16 protein-coding genes are annotated in these 12,701 nt (G+C 57.3%); 12 read left to right on the forward strand and 4 right to left on the reverse strand.

Annotation, left to right across the window (positions count from 1 at the left end):
* The first annotated feature begins 350 nt into the window (after nucleotides 1-350).
* The 4 genes from coxB to G3M63_RS04220 are packed head-to-tail and all read left to right on the forward strand — an operon-like array spanning nucleotide 351 to nucleotide 4,593.
* Complete coding sequence (gene coxB / locus G3M63_RS04205) at nucleotides 351-1,475, forward strand: cytochrome c oxidase subunit II (RefSeq protein ID WP_150299883.1); 1,125 nt, start codon at nucleotides 351-353, stop codon at nucleotides 1,473-1,475.
* Nucleotides 1,476-1,485: 10 nt separating this feature from the next.
* On the forward strand, nucleotides 1,486-3,069 hold the full coding sequence (gene ctaD, locus G3M63_RS04210; protein WP_150299884.1) for a cytochrome c oxidase subunit I: 1,584 nt from the start codon (nucleotides 1,486-1,488) through the stop codon (nucleotides 3,067-3,069).
* A gap of 9 nt (nucleotides 3,070-3,078) precedes the next feature.
* Entirely contained in the window at nucleotides 3,079-3,648 is a 570-nt protein-coding gene (locus G3M63_RS04215; RefSeq protein WP_163981948.1) for a cytochrome c oxidase assembly protein, read from the forward strand.
* Nucleotides 3,649-3,693: 45 nt separating this feature from the next.
* On the forward strand, nucleotides 3,694-4,593 hold the full coding sequence (locus tag G3M63_RS04220) for a cytochrome c oxidase subunit 3 (RefSeq protein ID WP_150299886.1): 900 nt from the start codon (nucleotides 3,694-3,696) through the stop codon (nucleotides 4,591-4,593).
* A 49-nt stretch (nucleotides 4,594-4,642) separates the two neighbouring features.
* Here G3M63_RS04220 and G3M63_RS04225 read toward each other — a convergent pair whose 3' ends face one another.
* Entirely contained in the window at nucleotides 4,643-4,855 is a 213-nt protein-coding gene (locus G3M63_RS04225; protein ID WP_163981949.1) for a twin transmembrane helix small protein, read from the reverse strand.
* A gap of 66 nt (nucleotides 4,856-4,921) precedes the next feature.
* Between G3M63_RS04225 and G3M63_RS04230 the strand changes: the two genes are divergently transcribed.
* From G3M63_RS04230 to G3M63_RS04250, 5 genes are read left to right on the forward strand one after another with little or no spacing between them, the layout of a single operon-like run.
* Nucleotides 4,922-5,659, forward strand: coding sequence for an SURF1 family protein (locus G3M63_RS04230; RefSeq protein ID WP_256669937.1), 738 nt, complete (start codon nucleotides 4,922-4,924; stop codon nucleotides 5,657-5,659).
* On the forward strand, nucleotides 5,656-6,258 hold the full coding sequence (locus tag G3M63_RS04235; protein ID WP_163981950.1) for a hypothetical protein: 603 nt from the start codon (nucleotides 5,656-5,658) through the stop codon (nucleotides 6,256-6,258). The genes G3M63_RS04230 and G3M63_RS04235 overlap by 4 nt, the downstream gene beginning before the upstream one ends.
* 6 nt (nucleotides 6,259-6,264) lie before the next feature.
* Nucleotides 6,265-7,311 (forward strand): heme A synthase, encoded by a 1,047-nt coding sequence (locus G3M63_RS04240; RefSeq protein ID WP_163981951.1) that lies wholly within the window; start codon nucleotides 6,265-6,267, stop codon nucleotides 7,309-7,311.
* A 55-nt stretch (nucleotides 7,312-7,366) separates the two neighbouring features.
* Nucleotides 7,367-8,272, forward strand: a complete 906-nt coding sequence (gene cyoE, locus G3M63_RS04245) for a heme o synthase (RefSeq protein ID WP_163981952.1) — start codon at nucleotides 7,367-7,369, stop codon at nucleotides 8,270-8,272.
* A complete protein-coding gene (locus tag G3M63_RS04250) occupies nucleotides 8,263-8,895 on the forward strand; it encodes an SCO family protein (RefSeq protein WP_163981953.1) in 633 nt (210 codons plus the stop codon). The genes cyoE and G3M63_RS04250 overlap by 10 nt, the downstream gene beginning before the upstream one ends.
* 131 nt (nucleotides 8,896-9,026) lie before the next feature.
* Here G3M63_RS04250 and G3M63_RS04255 read toward each other — a convergent pair whose 3' ends face one another.
* Nucleotides 9,027-9,182: a hypothetical protein gene (locus G3M63_RS04255; RefSeq protein WP_163981954.1), complete on the reverse strand. Its 156-nt coding sequence runs from the start codon at nucleotides 9,180-9,182 to the stop codon at nucleotides 9,027-9,029.
* A 181-nt stretch (nucleotides 9,183-9,363) separates the two neighbouring features.
* On the opposite strand from G3M63_RS04255, the gene G3M63_RS04260 reads away from it, so the two are divergent.
* Nucleotides 9,364-9,615 carry a type II toxin-antitoxin system Phd/YefM family antitoxin gene (locus tag G3M63_RS04260; RefSeq protein WP_150299893.1) on the forward strand — a complete coding sequence of 84 codons (252 nt, stop codon included), beginning with the start codon at nucleotides 9,364-9,366 and terminating at the stop codon, nucleotides 9,613-9,615.
* Complete coding sequence (locus tag G3M63_RS04265) at nucleotides 9,612-9,866, forward strand: Txe/YoeB family addiction module toxin (RefSeq protein WP_008938367.1); 255 nt, start codon at nucleotides 9,612-9,614, stop codon at nucleotides 9,864-9,866. Before G3M63_RS04260 ends, G3M63_RS04265 begins: the two co-directional genes overlap by 4 nt.
* Nucleotides 9,867-9,929: 63 nt before the next feature.
* Here the strand turns inward: G3M63_RS04265 and G3M63_RS04270 are convergent, their stop codons facing one another.
* A complete protein-coding gene (locus G3M63_RS04270; RefSeq protein WP_163981955.1) occupies nucleotides 9,930-10,379 on the reverse strand; it encodes a hypothetical protein in 450 nt (149 codons plus the stop codon).
* 389 nt (nucleotides 10,380-10,768) lie between these two features.
* Between G3M63_RS04270 and G3M63_RS04275 the strand changes: the two genes are divergently transcribed.
* On the forward strand, nucleotides 10,769-11,896 hold the full coding sequence (locus tag G3M63_RS04275) for a zinc-binding dehydrogenase (protein WP_163981956.1): 1,128 nt from the start codon (nucleotides 10,769-10,771) through the stop codon (nucleotides 11,894-11,896).
* 82 nt (nucleotides 11,897-11,978) lie between these two features.
* Here G3M63_RS04275 and G3M63_RS04280 read toward each other — a convergent pair whose 3' ends face one another.
* Nucleotides 11,979-12,623, reverse strand: coding sequence for a DUF2959 domain-containing protein (locus G3M63_RS04280; protein ID WP_163981957.1), 645 nt, complete (start codon nucleotides 12,621-12,623; stop codon nucleotides 11,979-11,981).
* Nucleotides 12,624-12,701 lie beyond the last annotated feature (78 nt).

The raw sequence follows: 12,701 nt of genomic DNA on the forward strand, positions 1-12,701 counted from the left end.
AAAGCTAGCAGAGGCTTTTGACACCGTCAAAGTGACTCATTCATGAGCCATTAAACCTATTTGCGCGGCTTGTTGAACACGTCACAAACGGCCTTGAATGGGTTACTGACTAGCACAAGACTTCTGGCCGTTGCTTGACCTTTATCAAAATAAACCGCAACGAGATATTGCGATCACCTCCGCCAGGTCTATACTCGGATCTGTCTGGTAGCTGTTCGGGGGGCCAGGCTTCTGCCTGTCAGGACCTTTGGGGGAAATGTGGGCAAGCTTCTGCGAGACCGTTGCCGTATAGGTTGAACTCCCCGTTGCGCCAGTTTGGTTGATAAAAAAAATAAACAGGGGAACCGGGAATGTTGCGATATGCAAGTGCCTGGCTGGGTGGTCTGTCACTGTCAGCAGTCAGCAGTTCCGCCAGCGCCGACTGGGAAGTAAACATGACCAGGGGGGTGACCGACGTCAGTCACTCGGTCTTCAACCTCCATATGACCATTTTCTGGATCTGTGTGGCCATTGGCGTCATCGTCTTCGGGATCATGTTCTGGTCGATGTTCATGCACCGGAAATCCCGGGGAGCCGTTCCGGCCACCTTCCATGAGAACCTGACGGTCGAAATTCTCTGGACCGTTATCCCCCTGCTTATTCTGGTTGGCATCGCGATACCGGCCACCACAACGTTGATCGATATCTACGACGCAGACGATTCCGACATCGATATCATGGTGACCGGTTACCAGTGGCGTTGGCAATACAGCTATCTCGGCGAAGACGTCTCCTTCTTCAGCCACATGACCACCTCCCGCGACGCAATCAACAACCTGGCCGACAAGGGCGAGAACTACCTGCTTGAGGTGGACGAGCCGGTGGTCATTCCGGTGGGCCAAAAGGTTCGTTTTCTGGTCACGGCTGCGGACGTGATCCACTCGTGGTGGGTTCCCTCGCTGGCGGTCAAGAAGGACGCCATCCCCGGGTTCGTCAACGAAGCCTGGACCCGCGTGGAAGAGCCCGGCATCTACCGCGGACAATGCACCGAACTCTGCGGCCGCGACCATGCTTTCATGCCCATCGTGGTCGACGCTCGTTCGCAGGAAGACTATGACGCCTGGCTCGCAGAGAAGAAGGAGTTTGCCGCACGCGAAGCCGAACTGACTGAAAAGGAATGGACGCTCGAAGAGCTGATGGAACGGGGCGAGCGAGTCTATTCCAGCACCTGCGCGTCGTGCCACCAGCCTACCGGCCAGGGTATTCCAGGCGCTTTCCCTTCGCTCGTCGGCAGCGACATGGTGCTGAACGATCTCACCGGTCACATCGACATCGTGGTCAATGGCAGCCCCGGCACCGCCATGGCGGCTTTCGGTCCGCAGCTCTCCGAGGTGGATCTGGCAGCGGTTATCACCTACGAACGTAACGCCTGGGGTAACGACACCGGCGACATGGTGACACCGCTCGACATCCTCGAATTTGAAGAAGATCAATAGGAGACCTGTCATGAGTGCAGTGATCGATCACCATCACGCCGACCATGGACATGGTCCGGCCAAGGGCCTGATGCGCTGGGTGCTGACTACCAACCACAAGGACATCGGCTCGATGTACCTGTGGTTCAGCTTCGCAATGTTCCTGCTCGGCGGCAGCATGGCCATGATTATCCGCGCCGAGCTGTTCCAACCCGGTCTGCAACTGGTGCAGCCGGAATTCTTCAACCAGATGACCACCAGCCACGGTCTGATCATGGTGTTCGGCGCCGTGATGCCGGCTTTCGTCGGCCTGGCCAACTGGATGATCCCCCTGATGATCGGGGCACCGGACATGGCGTTGCCGCGGATGAACAACTTCAGCTTCTGGTTGTTGCCGGCGGCCTTCGGTCTGCTGATTTCCACGCTGTTCATGGAAGGCGGTGGCCCGAATTTCGGCTGGACCTTCTACGCCCCACTGTCCACGACCTACGCCCCGCCGAGCGTGACCTTCTTCATCTTCGCCATCCACCTGGCCGGTATCAGTTCGATCATGGGGGCGATCAACATCATCGCCACCATCCTCAACCTGCGCGCGCCGGGCATGACGCTGATGAAGATGCCGCTGTTCGTCTGGACCTGGCTGATCACCGCCTTCCTGCTGATTGCCGTGATGCCGGTTCTGGCGGGTGCGGTGACCATGATGCTGATGGATATCCACTTCGGCACCAGCTTCTTCAACGCGGCGGGTGGCGGCGATCCGGTGATGTTCCAGCACATTTTCTGGTTCTTCGGTCATCCCGAGGTGTACATCATGATTCTGCCGGCCTTCGGCACGGTCAGCATGATCATCCCGGCATTCGCCCGTAAGCCGCTGTTCGGCTATACCTCGATGGTCTATGCCACCGGCGCCATCGCATTCCTGTCCTTCGCGGTATGGGCTCACCACATGTTTACCGTGGGTATCCCGCTTACCGGCGAACTGTTCTTCATGTACGCCACCATGCTGATCGCGGTGCCCACCGGGGTGAAGGTATTCAACTGGGTGTCGACCATGTTCCGCGGCTCACTGACCTTCGAAGCGCCCATGCTGTTCTCGGTGGCCTTCGTGATCCTGTTCACCATCGGCGGCTTCTCGGGCCTGATGCTGGCGATGGCACCAGCGGATTTCCAGTATCACGACACCTACTTCGTGGTGGCGCATTTCCACTACGTACTGGTGCCCGGCGCCATCTTCGGCATCTTTGCCTCGGCCTACTACTGGCTGCCCAAGTGGACCGGCCACATGTACGACGAGGTACTGGCCAAGACACACTTCTGGATGTCCTTTATCGGGATGAATCTCGCGTTTTTCCCGATGCACTTTGTGGGTCTGGCAGGCATGCCGCGGCGGATTCCCGACTACAACATGATGTTCGCCAACTTCAACATGGTGTCCTCCATCGGCGCCTTCATGTTCGGCGCGACCCAGTTGCTGTTCCTGTACATCGTCATCAAGTGCATCCGTGGCGGCCCGAAAGCTGCCGCCAAGCCCTGGGAAGGCGCGGAAGGTCTGGAATGGACCGTGCCCTCACCGGCTCCGTATCACACCTTCACCACCCCACCGGAAGTGAAGTGAGGTAACGACATGAGCGAAGGCGTCAGCACTAAACGACTGGTGTCCCGACTGGCTTTGCTGGTAGTAGGCATGTTCGGCTTCGGCTTCCTGCTGGTGCCGATCTATGACGTGATGTGCGATGCCTTCGGCATCAACGGCAAAACCCGCGGGACGGCCTATGAAGGCACCGTGTCGGCCATTGATGAGACCCGCTCGGTTCGCGTGCAGTTCGTTTCGACCAATGCCGAAGGCATGACCTGGTCGTTTGGCCCCGCCGCGAATCAACTGGTGATGCACCCTGGCGAAACCCGCGAGATGATCTTCACCGCATACAACCCTACCGACAAGCCGATGGTCGCACAGGCGATTCCCAGCGTATCGCCATCCAAGGCCGCGGCGTATTTCCACAAGACCGAGTGTTTCTGCTTTACCCAGCAAGTGCTGCAACCTGGCGAGCGGGTCGAGATGCCGGTGCGCTTCATCGTGGATGCCGCGCTGCCTGGTGAGGTCCAACGGCTCACCCTGGCCTACACTCTGTTTGATGTGACCGAACGTATGGCAGCCAGCCTTGATCTGGCTTCAATGCAGCACCCCAACTGATACTGCATGCCGCGTTAATCAGGCTGCCTATAAGGAGAACAAAAGATGGCAAGTCACGACACGAGTCATGAAACCTACTATGTACCGCCGCAGAGCAAATGGCCGATTGTTGGCTCGATCGGGCTATTGGTGACGGTGTTCGGCGCCGGCACTATGATGAACAACATGAGCGCCGACTCTGACAGCAGTATCGGTTACTGGATATTGTTGGCGGGCATATTGATCATCGCCTATATGATGTTCGGCTGGTTCAGTAACGTCGTTAACGAAAGCCGTCAGGGTCTCTACAGTGCGCAGATGGATCGCTCGTTCCGCATGGGCATGGGCTGGTTCATTTTTTCTGAAGTGATGTTCTTTTCTGCGTTCTTTGGCGCCCTCTTCTACGTGCGCATGCTCGCCGGCCCTTGGTTGGCGGGCGAAGGGCACAAGGGCGAATCCGGACTGCTATGGCCCGAGTTCCAGTTCGTCTGGCCCCTGTTGCAGAACCCCGACCCGGCGGTTTATCCCGGCCCCACCGAGACCATCAGCCCCTGGCAACTGCCGCTGATCAACACCGTGATACTGATTACATCGAGTATCACTGTCACCTTCGCCCACCATGCGCTGCGGGCGGCCAAGCGCACGGCCCTGACGCTCTGGTTGTTGCTGACGGTAATCCTGGCGGCCGTATTCCTGACATTGCAGATCATGGAATATATGCATGCCTATAACGACCTGGGTCTGACCCTGGATTCGGGAATCTACGGCGCGACCTTCTTCATGCTGACCGGGTTCCACGGCTTCCACGTGGCGATGGGTACGTTGATTCTCACCATCATTCTGTTGCGCGTAATGAAGGGCCACTTCACGCCCGATAACCACTTCGGGTTCGAAGCCGCTGCCTGGTATTGGCATTTCGTCGATGTGGTGTGGGTAGGTCTGTTTATTTTTGTCTACGTCCTATGAAGCATCGCCAGCGCGGGCAACCGCGCTGGCAACTCATTCAGGGAATCTATTAATTGAGCCAGGGCGTGTTCCAGCCAAACTGTCCGGACCAGAAGCCATACGCAATGAGTGCTACCACGGCAACGGTCAAGGTGATGCGTAGAGACAGAGCACTGACCAGTCGGTTGCTGCGCCCGGTATCCTTCATCAGAAAAAACAATCCACTGAACAGACTTGCTACCAGTGCCGCCAGCAAGACCAGAATGGCCAGTTTCAACCACATAAGCATCCCATCCATGTTTATTCGAATTTGCCCGAGTATAGCCTTCCATCCAGGCCGCACGAAGCCATGTCTGCCGCGGTGATGCCGGCACGCTTCCGTCCCGGCTGGCTGCTGAGCCTGTGGGTGCTGGCGTTCATGCCCTTATTGCTTGGCCTGGGCTGGTGGCAGCTGGAACGCGCCGAGGAAAAACGCCAGATGCAGGCGGTAATCGATCAGGCCGAATCGGCAGTTCCTGTGCCCCTGCACGATGCAATCCGCTTGCCCGATCCAGCTTGGCGTCCGGTCCACCTTGAAGGCCGCTTCGATTCACAATACATCTGGCTGCTCGACAACCGGATTCGCGATGGCCAGGCCGGTGTCGAGGTTCTGCAGGTTTTTCATGACCTACCCAGCGGCGAACAGGTACTGGTCAACCGGGGCTGGCTGCCGTGGCCGGATCGTCGTATTGCTCCACAGATCGACACACCGCAGGGCGAGCAGCGCCTCGACGCACAGATGGTGGCGCCGAGTGAAGCCGGTTTTCTTCAGCAAAACGGCAGCGTATCGGAGGCCTGGCCACGGTTGATTTCCAGCATTGAACTGCAGAGCATGACCGACCAGGCGGATATCGAGCTACTGCCCCATGTGGCACGCTTACGCAGCGGCAGCCCCGCTGCTTTCACACTCGACTGGCCGGCTTTGCCAATGACAGCCAGCAAACACACCGGCTATGCCGTTCAGTGGTTCGCCCTGGCGCTGGCATTGCTGATTCTGTTTATCTGGGCCGGTTTTCGGCCTGAACCCGACGGGGATGCGAAACATTGAACGCAACGAACCAACAGACCGATCTCAATAACAAACCCCGCGGCCAGCTCAAGTTGCTGGCAATTATGAGTGTTGTTGCACTGCCAATATTCGCTGCCTGGGTCATGGCGAAGTTCGACATTGGTATTCCGGATACGCAGAAGAACAAGTCGGACCTGGTGGAGCCGGTAGTCACCGCAGAAGACTGGGATATGCCGCTCGAGCCGGTCGGTTACGGCGCGCCGTGGCGTCTGGTGGTGACCAGCGCAGAAGCGTGTACCGATACCTGCATGGAACTGGTGCACGAGGCGCGCCAGATCAACGTGGCGCTGGGCCGCGAAGCCGGCCGCGTTGTGCATGTGCTGGCCTCAGGGCAGGCACAGCCCGCCGGGCTCTCGGAGCGGTTGCAGAATGATTTCCCCAGGCTCGAGTATTCCACCCTGAGCACTGATGCTTATTTCCGCAGTCTGAATGAACATCCGGAATCCTGGCGTCAGGGCGCTCAGCTGTGGGTTATCGATCCGCTCGGCAGAATCGTGCTGCACCAGGACCCGGACGAACCCGGCAAGCAACTGCTGGATGACCTCAAGCATTTGTTGAAAGTCTCAAAGGTAGGATAAGCGAGCATGCGCAGAAATGTATCGATCGTGGCTCTGGTCGCCCTGGCGTTGGGCTTCGTGGTAGTGATCCTGGGAGCCTATACCCGCCTGGTGCATGCCGGGCTGGGCTGTCCGGACTGGCCGGGGTGCTATGGCTTTCTGAGCGTGCCGCGGAGCGATTCGGCGCTTGAGATGGCGCAGATGCGTTTCCCCGACGACCCTGTGGAGGCGTTCAAGGCCTGGGCCGAAATGATCCATCGTTACGCCGCCGGCCTGCTCGGCTTGCTGATTCTCGGGCTCGCGGTGCTTGCCCTGCGCCGTCGCAACGAACCGGGTTACCCGACTGGGCTCAGCCTGGGCTTGCTGGTGCTGGTCATCTGCCAGGCATTGTTCGGCATGTGGACCGTAACGCTCAAACTCTGGCCGCAAATCGTCACCACCCACCTGCTCGGCGGCTTCGCTACGTTAAGCCTGCTGCTACTGCTGAATCTGCGCCTGTCCTCTTCCTTGCCGCCCCTCACCCCTGCCCCGGCCGTGAATGGAACGCGAAAGCTTGCACGGCTGGTGCTGCTGGTCGTTATTGGCCAGATCGCGCTGGGCGGCTGGACCAGCAGTAACTACGCCGCCGTCGCCTGTGTGGACCTGCCCACCTGCCATGGCGAATGGTGGCCGGACATGAACTTCGCCGCCGGCTTCAATGTCTTTCAGGAGATTGGTCCAAATTATCTCGGCGGTATGCTCGACGGTCCCGGCCGTACGGCGATTCATTTCAGTCACCGAATCGGCGCAGTGGTGACCAGCGTTCTGGTGCTGCTGCTGGCATGGCGACTGTTCAGGCTCGGCCAGACCGGCCTGGCGGGATTGCTGGTAGTGGTGCTTGGCACCCAGGTCAGCCTGGGTATAACCAATGTGCTGGCACACCTGCCACTGCCGGTTGCGGTGGCACACAATGCCGTTGGCGCCTTGCTGCTGCTGACTATGGTGGCGGTCAATTACCGTTTACGTAGGTCGGCCAGGCGTGACCGCGGATTGGTGATAGCCATAGCACAGGGCTGGCAAGCACCTGAGCCGTAACGCATACTGGCCGAAAACAAGACATATAAGGCGCACGAGCGCCGGGGGGATTCAAATGGCTAGCGTGAGCAGTGCTTTAACAGCCGGTGCCGGATGGCGCGACTATCTTGAGCTGACCAAGCCCAAGGTCGTAGCCTTGATGATCATCACCTCCGCAATCGGCATGTTGCTGGCCACAGACGGCTTCGTACCCTGGAGCGTGTTGTTGCTCGGCAATCTGGGCATTGCGCTCTGTGCGGGCTCCGCAGCGGCGGTAAACCATGTCGTTGACCGGCGTATTGATCTACACATGGCGCGCACCCAACGCCGACCGCTCGCCCAGGGCCGGGTCAACCCCATCAATGCGCTGTTGTTTGCCACTGTCCTCGGCGGTGCCGGCCTCGGCATTCTTCTGCAATGGATTAACGCCCTGACCGCCTGGCTGACGCTGGGCTCGCTGCTCGGCTATGCGGTCATCTACACTTCCTTTCTCAAACGCGCTACTTCACAGAATATCGTTATTGGCGGCCTGGCAGGCGCGGCGCCACCCCTGCTTGGCTGGACCGCTGTCACTGGTCAGATCGATGCCGAGGGGTTGTTGTTGGTGCTGATCATCTTCGCCTGGACGCCACCGCACTTCTGGGCGCTGGCCATTCACCGCAAGGCCGAGTACGCCAAGGTGGATATCCCCATGCTGCCGGTGACCCACGGCGAGCGGTATACCAAGCTGCACATCCTGCTCTATACCTTCATCCTGTTGGCGGTCAGCCTGCTGCCCTATGCGATCCAGATGAGCGGTCCGCTGTATCTGGCCGTCGCACTGATCCTCGGAGCGCGTTTCATCGACTGGGCCTGGGCACTCTGGCGCGATAGCCGCCCACATGCGGCAATACGCACCTTCAAGTTCTCCCTCTGGTACCTGCTGTGGCTGTTCGTGGCACTGCTGGTCGATCACTACGTGGGTATTGCTGGATGGCTGTAAGCGGCGTGCAGAAAACCGTCGTCATCCTGGTCGCCATTATCGCTCTGATTGTTGGGGCGCTGGTATACAAGACAACCCGCGAGCCCGCGCTGGACCGGGAAGTACTGTCCCGCTCGGGTATCTTTCTGTTCGATACCCCGCGCAGCGTTCCGGAGGTGGAGTTGATATCTGCCGACGGCGAAGCCTGGACGCGGGAGGATCTGAACGGCCAGTGGGATTTACTGTTCTTTGGCTATACCTACTGTCCCGATATCTGTCCGACCACCATGGCCGAACTGCGGAAGATCGAAAACAACCTGCCGGCGGAGCAAGCCGATCAGTTGCAGATCACCATGATCAGCGTCGATCCGAACCGTGATACGCCCGAGCGCATGCGCGAATATCTGGAATACTTCAGTGAGGGTTTCAAAGGTGCCAGCGGTGATCCCGAGCAGCTCGCCAGCCTTGCCAGCGCCCTGTCGATTGCCTATATCGAGCCGGATACGAGTGAGGAAAACTACATGGTCGATCACAGCGGGCAGGTGATCATGATCAACCCTGAGGGTGAATACGTTGGTTTCCTCAGAGCGCCGTTACGCCCCGCGGAGCTGAGCCAATGGCTGCCGCGCATCATGAACAGATGAAATGAACAGGAAATACAGGCGGCACCTGCAGGTTTATTAAGCCTTTGCAGGCACCGCCTGTCACCGCCGACTTTCAATATTCAGGTGTCCTAGCCACTACCTAGTCAGAATAGCCCTTCTGTAGTGTCTATCTAGGCGGAGTCAGACTCCTCTGCTTGAGACTCGTCTCGAATGATGACTAGCGATGTTGCCTCCAGCTTACGTTGCTTGATGGCATCCGCATCCAACACGCCACCGACGGTGACAAGGTCACCCTTCTCGACCTTCTGATAGCCATCATCATCCATTGGATTAATCCGAATGCCACGGACAACCTGTTGTGATGCCGTGCTTTTTATTTAACGCGGTGCTTTGCGGCAGTCTCGGAGCCGCAAAGCGGCGGAAAATCGGGCGCTGTACAACCGATTGTTAAATCCTTTGACGTACGATATCCTGACCATGTTCAACATCCTGTACAGGAGCAACCTTATGGATGCCATTAGCTACACAGCCGCTAGAACCAATCTAGCAAAAACCATGGAACAGGTCTGTGAAGACCATTCCCCTGTGATCATCACCCGGAGCAAGTCGCAGTCCGTGGTAATGATCTCCCTGGATGACTACGAGGCGCTGCAAGAAACTGCATACCTTCTGCGCGCACCAAAAAACGCACGGCGTTTGCTGGAATCCGTCGCCGAGCTGGAGCAAGGCGGTGGTCAAGAGAAGGAACTTCTTGAATGAAACTCATCTTCTCCGAGAACGCTTGGGAAGACTATCTGTACTGGCAGAAAACCGACAAAAAGATTCTTAACCGAATCAACAAGCTGATCAAAGAGACCAAGCGAGAACCGTTCGAAGGTGTTGGCAAACCAGAGCCCCTCAAACACAGCCTCGCCGGGTACTGGTCTCGCCGGATCAACGAAGAACACCGAATAGTTTACAAAGTCACGGATGACGCTTTGCTTATCGCCCAGCTCCGGTATCACTACTGATTTAACGCGCGGCGCACGTGCCGAAAAGAAAATGGGGGTCAGATGTGGGTGTCAGATGAAGGTTTATGGATAATGTTCATCTGACCCCCATTTTAATTCCCGACCGAGTACTAGCACACCTATACGGTGCAGAAGCAGCCCTAAGCCGAAGAAATAGAAGCAATACTGCGTGACGTCGCTTACACCGTATAGAAGCGGAAACTCGAACACTGACCTGTGCAGGAGCGCGACGAGCGCGCCGACGAGCACAGCTGTGGGCATGGCGCATCGATTGACGTGCATTCCGAGATGCTTGCGCAGCCAGAACCAGTGAGACGCACCTGAACCTACGCCAGCCATTGCCGACGAAGGCAGAATCATTAAGCCCGCTAATTGCACGGTTCCAATGGGCGAAAACTTTGGATCAACTTGGCCCAAAACGTAAACCATCACTGCCTGATACGTCACCGCAAGAACCGTAGCGACTGAAATTACAGTCAGGATGTGTATCAGCACGCCTCCAATTCTCTTCATCGGTGCTCTCGTGCATCTACGTTATGGGAAGGAGCGCAGGCTGTCCTTGCCTTTAGGCGGGATGAAACTGGCATTCCTTTGCTGCAAACGAGATTAAGTCCTGCGGGCGGCGTTGTCCAAAGCCTTTGCTGCAAAGCTGATCGCCAGAAAGCACAATCCCGACCCTGTGCTCTTTTCTTTTTGTTGGTGGCCCGGGTGGCTTCGCGGACGATGGCCTGCAATTCTTAGGGAAGCTGATCGAATAAGTCAGCTACTCTAACCCCATTGATCTCTACGATCAGACAGCCCAGCCACGCGGATCACGCGGGCGCCAAGGGCTTGCCCCGCATCTTGTGCGGTAACAACGGTTAGCGAAGCACCAGACCACTTAACTTTTTCAGGAGAAAAAAGTGTCAGATACCAACATCGAACTGACTTCGACCATTAGCGAAGACAACAAACTGGAACTTGCCCTACGCGAGATCGAGATTCCGCAGCCAGGCGAAAACCAGGTGGTCATCCGCATCGAAGCCGCCCCTATCAACCCGTCTGACCTGGGAGTGATGTTCAGCGCAGCCGATATGACAACTGCCAAGCAATCCGGTAGCGCCGACCGCCCAGTCATCAGTGCCGATGTCCCGGCCAAATTCATGGGCGCCGTTGAAAAGCGGGTTGGCAAGTCTATACCCGTGGGCAACGAAGGCGCCGGTACAGTCGTCGCGGCTGGCTCATCAGCCGCTGCGAAAAGCTTGATGGGCAAAACCGTTGCGTTCATTGGAGGCGGTAGCTACCGCAAATATCTGTGTGCCAATGTTCAAAGCTGTCTGGAACTGGAGCCGGGTACGACTGCAGCCGAAGGCGCTTCAAGCTTTGTTAATCCGCTGACAGCATTGGCCATGGTAGAAACCATGCGCGCTGAAGGTCACAAGGCTATCGTTCACGCTGCCGCCGCCTCCAACCTCGGACAGATGCTTAACCGCATCTGCATCGCCGACGGCATCGACCTGGTCAATATTGTCCGCAAGCCTGAACAGGAAGCATTGCTGCGCGACCTGGGTGCCAAATACGTGGTCAATTCCAGCAGCGACAGCTTTATGGCAGACCTCACCCAGGCACTCATCGACACCGGCGCCACCATCGCCTTCGACCCTATCGGTGGCGGACGATTGGCTAGCGACATCCTCACCTGCATGGAAGCCGCCGTCTCGCGCAACATGACTGAATACAGCGTGTATGGATCCGACATCTACAAGCAGGTGTATATCTATGGCGGCCTTGATCGCGGCCCCATCACGCTCAACCGCACCTTTGGTTTTGCCTGGGGTGTAAACGGCTTCCTGTTGTTCAATGCGTTGGGGAAACTGGGAAAGGACACCGCCGCCGCCATGCGCAAGCGCATAGCCGCCGAGATCAAGACCACGTTCGCCAGCCACTACACGCACGAAGTATCCCTGGCCGGTGCGTTACAACTGGATGCGATCTCGGTTTACGGCAAACAGGCTACCGGAGAGAAGTTCCTGATCAAACCACAGAGCTAACGTTTAGCGTCTGGCCGCAAGGCCATCCCAGGGCGCTGGAGTCAGGTTGACTCCAGCGCCTGCATGAGAAGTAATCCTGCCTTTAATCCTGGAGGCTGCTGATAAAGGCTTCTGATTCAGCAATGGATTTTTCCATTTCCCTGATCAACTGGGCGACATCTGTTTCTATAGTCCCCAACTCACCTTGTAACGAGTCAATGGCTCGCGCATTCAGATTATGCTTTAGAAACAGCACCTGATCCTGGAAGGCCTGTAACACGGGCGCCATGCGGGTCTCTGCGCTACGCATCGCCTTGATGAGTCCTTGGTATTGCCGCCGGGTCTGGCTTAACTTGGCTGCACTTTGGCGCTTGAGGTTGGCATTGCTGTACAGCTCGATCTCTTCCTCCCACTCATCGAACAATGCCTCGGACACGTCTTCGACCGCATCGATGCGGTCGGTCACCGACTGAGCGGCGACTTTGCTGTCTTCGTATTCGTCGTTCAGCCTGTCGTAGCGTGCTGCCAAGTCCTGATCCTTGATCTGGATAATGGAGCGGAACTCCGCCAGGGCGGATTCGAATTGTTCCTTGGCATCAGTCTGCGCCTCCTGGACCGACTCCACGCGATTGACCATGATATCGCGCTTGTGAACACCCACTTTCTCCATTGCGCCGTAATACGCCGACTGACAACCCGCCAGAGCCGCGACCAAAAAGGCACATAAAAACCAACGAGTTATCGACATGCATCCTCACCTTTAGCTGGGTTCTTGCGAGTTTGAATAGGACAAATGATAGCCTTTTTGGATGCTGGAAGGTGATAC

The sequence above is a fragment of the Pseudomonas sp. OIL-1 genome (genome assembly GCF_010669185.1).
Classification (GTDB): Bacteria; Pseudomonadota; Gammaproteobacteria; order Pseudomonadales; family Pseudomonadaceae; genus Halopseudomonas; species Halopseudomonas profundi.

Excerpts from the sequence above, each read along its gene's own strand:
- coxB (WP_150299883.1), top strand. The coding sequence starts at position 351 with ATGTTGCGATATGCAAGTGCCTGGCTGGGTGGTCTGTCACTGTCAGCA.
- ctaD (WP_150299884.1), top strand. The coding sequence starts at position 1,486 with ATGAGTGCAGTGATCGATCACCATCACGCCGACCATGGACATGGTCCG.
- G3M63_RS04215 (WP_163981948.1), top strand. The coding sequence starts at position 3,079 with ATGAGCGAAGGCGTCAGCACTAAACGACTGGTGTCCCGACTGGCTTTG.
- G3M63_RS04220 (WP_150299886.1), top strand. The coding sequence starts at position 3,694 with ATGGCAAGTCACGACACGAGTCATGAAACCTACTATGTACCGCCGCAG.
- G3M63_RS04225 (WP_163981949.1), bottom strand. The coding sequence starts at position 4,855 with ATGTGGTTGAAACTGGCCATTCTGGTCTTGCTGGCGGCACTGGTAGCA.
- G3M63_RS04230 (WP_256669937.1), top strand. The coding sequence starts at position 4,922 with ATGTCTGCCGCGGTGATGCCGGCACGCTTCCGTCCCGGCTGGCTGCTG.
- G3M63_RS04240 (WP_163981951.1), top strand. The coding sequence starts at position 6,265 with ATGCGCAGAAATGTATCGATCGTGGCTCTGGTCGCCCTGGCGTTGGGC.
- cyoE (WP_163981952.1), top strand. The coding sequence starts at position 7,367 with ATGGCTAGCGTGAGCAGTGCTTTAACAGCCGGTGCCGGATGGCGCGAC.
- G3M63_RS04250 (WP_163981953.1), top strand. The coding sequence starts at position 8,263 with ATGGCTGTAAGCGGCGTGCAGAAAACCGTCGTCATCCTGGTCGCCATT.
- G3M63_RS04255 (WP_163981954.1), bottom strand. The coding sequence starts at position 9,182 with ATGGATGATGATGGCTATCAGAAGGTCGAGAAGGGTGACCTTGTCACC.
- G3M63_RS04260 (WP_150299893.1), top strand. The coding sequence starts at position 9,364 with ATGGATGCCATTAGCTACACAGCCGCTAGAACCAATCTAGCAAAAACC.
- G3M63_RS04265 (WP_008938367.1), top strand. The coding sequence starts at position 9,612 with ATGAAACTCATCTTCTCCGAGAACGCTTGGGAAGACTATCTGTACTGG.
- G3M63_RS04270 (WP_163981955.1), bottom strand. The coding sequence starts at position 10,379 with ATGAAGAGAATTGGAGGCGTGCTGATACACATCCTGACTGTAATTTCA.
- G3M63_RS04280 (WP_163981957.1), bottom strand. The coding sequence starts at position 12,623 with ATGTCGATAACTCGTTGGTTTTTATGTGCCTTTTTGGTCGCGGCTCTG.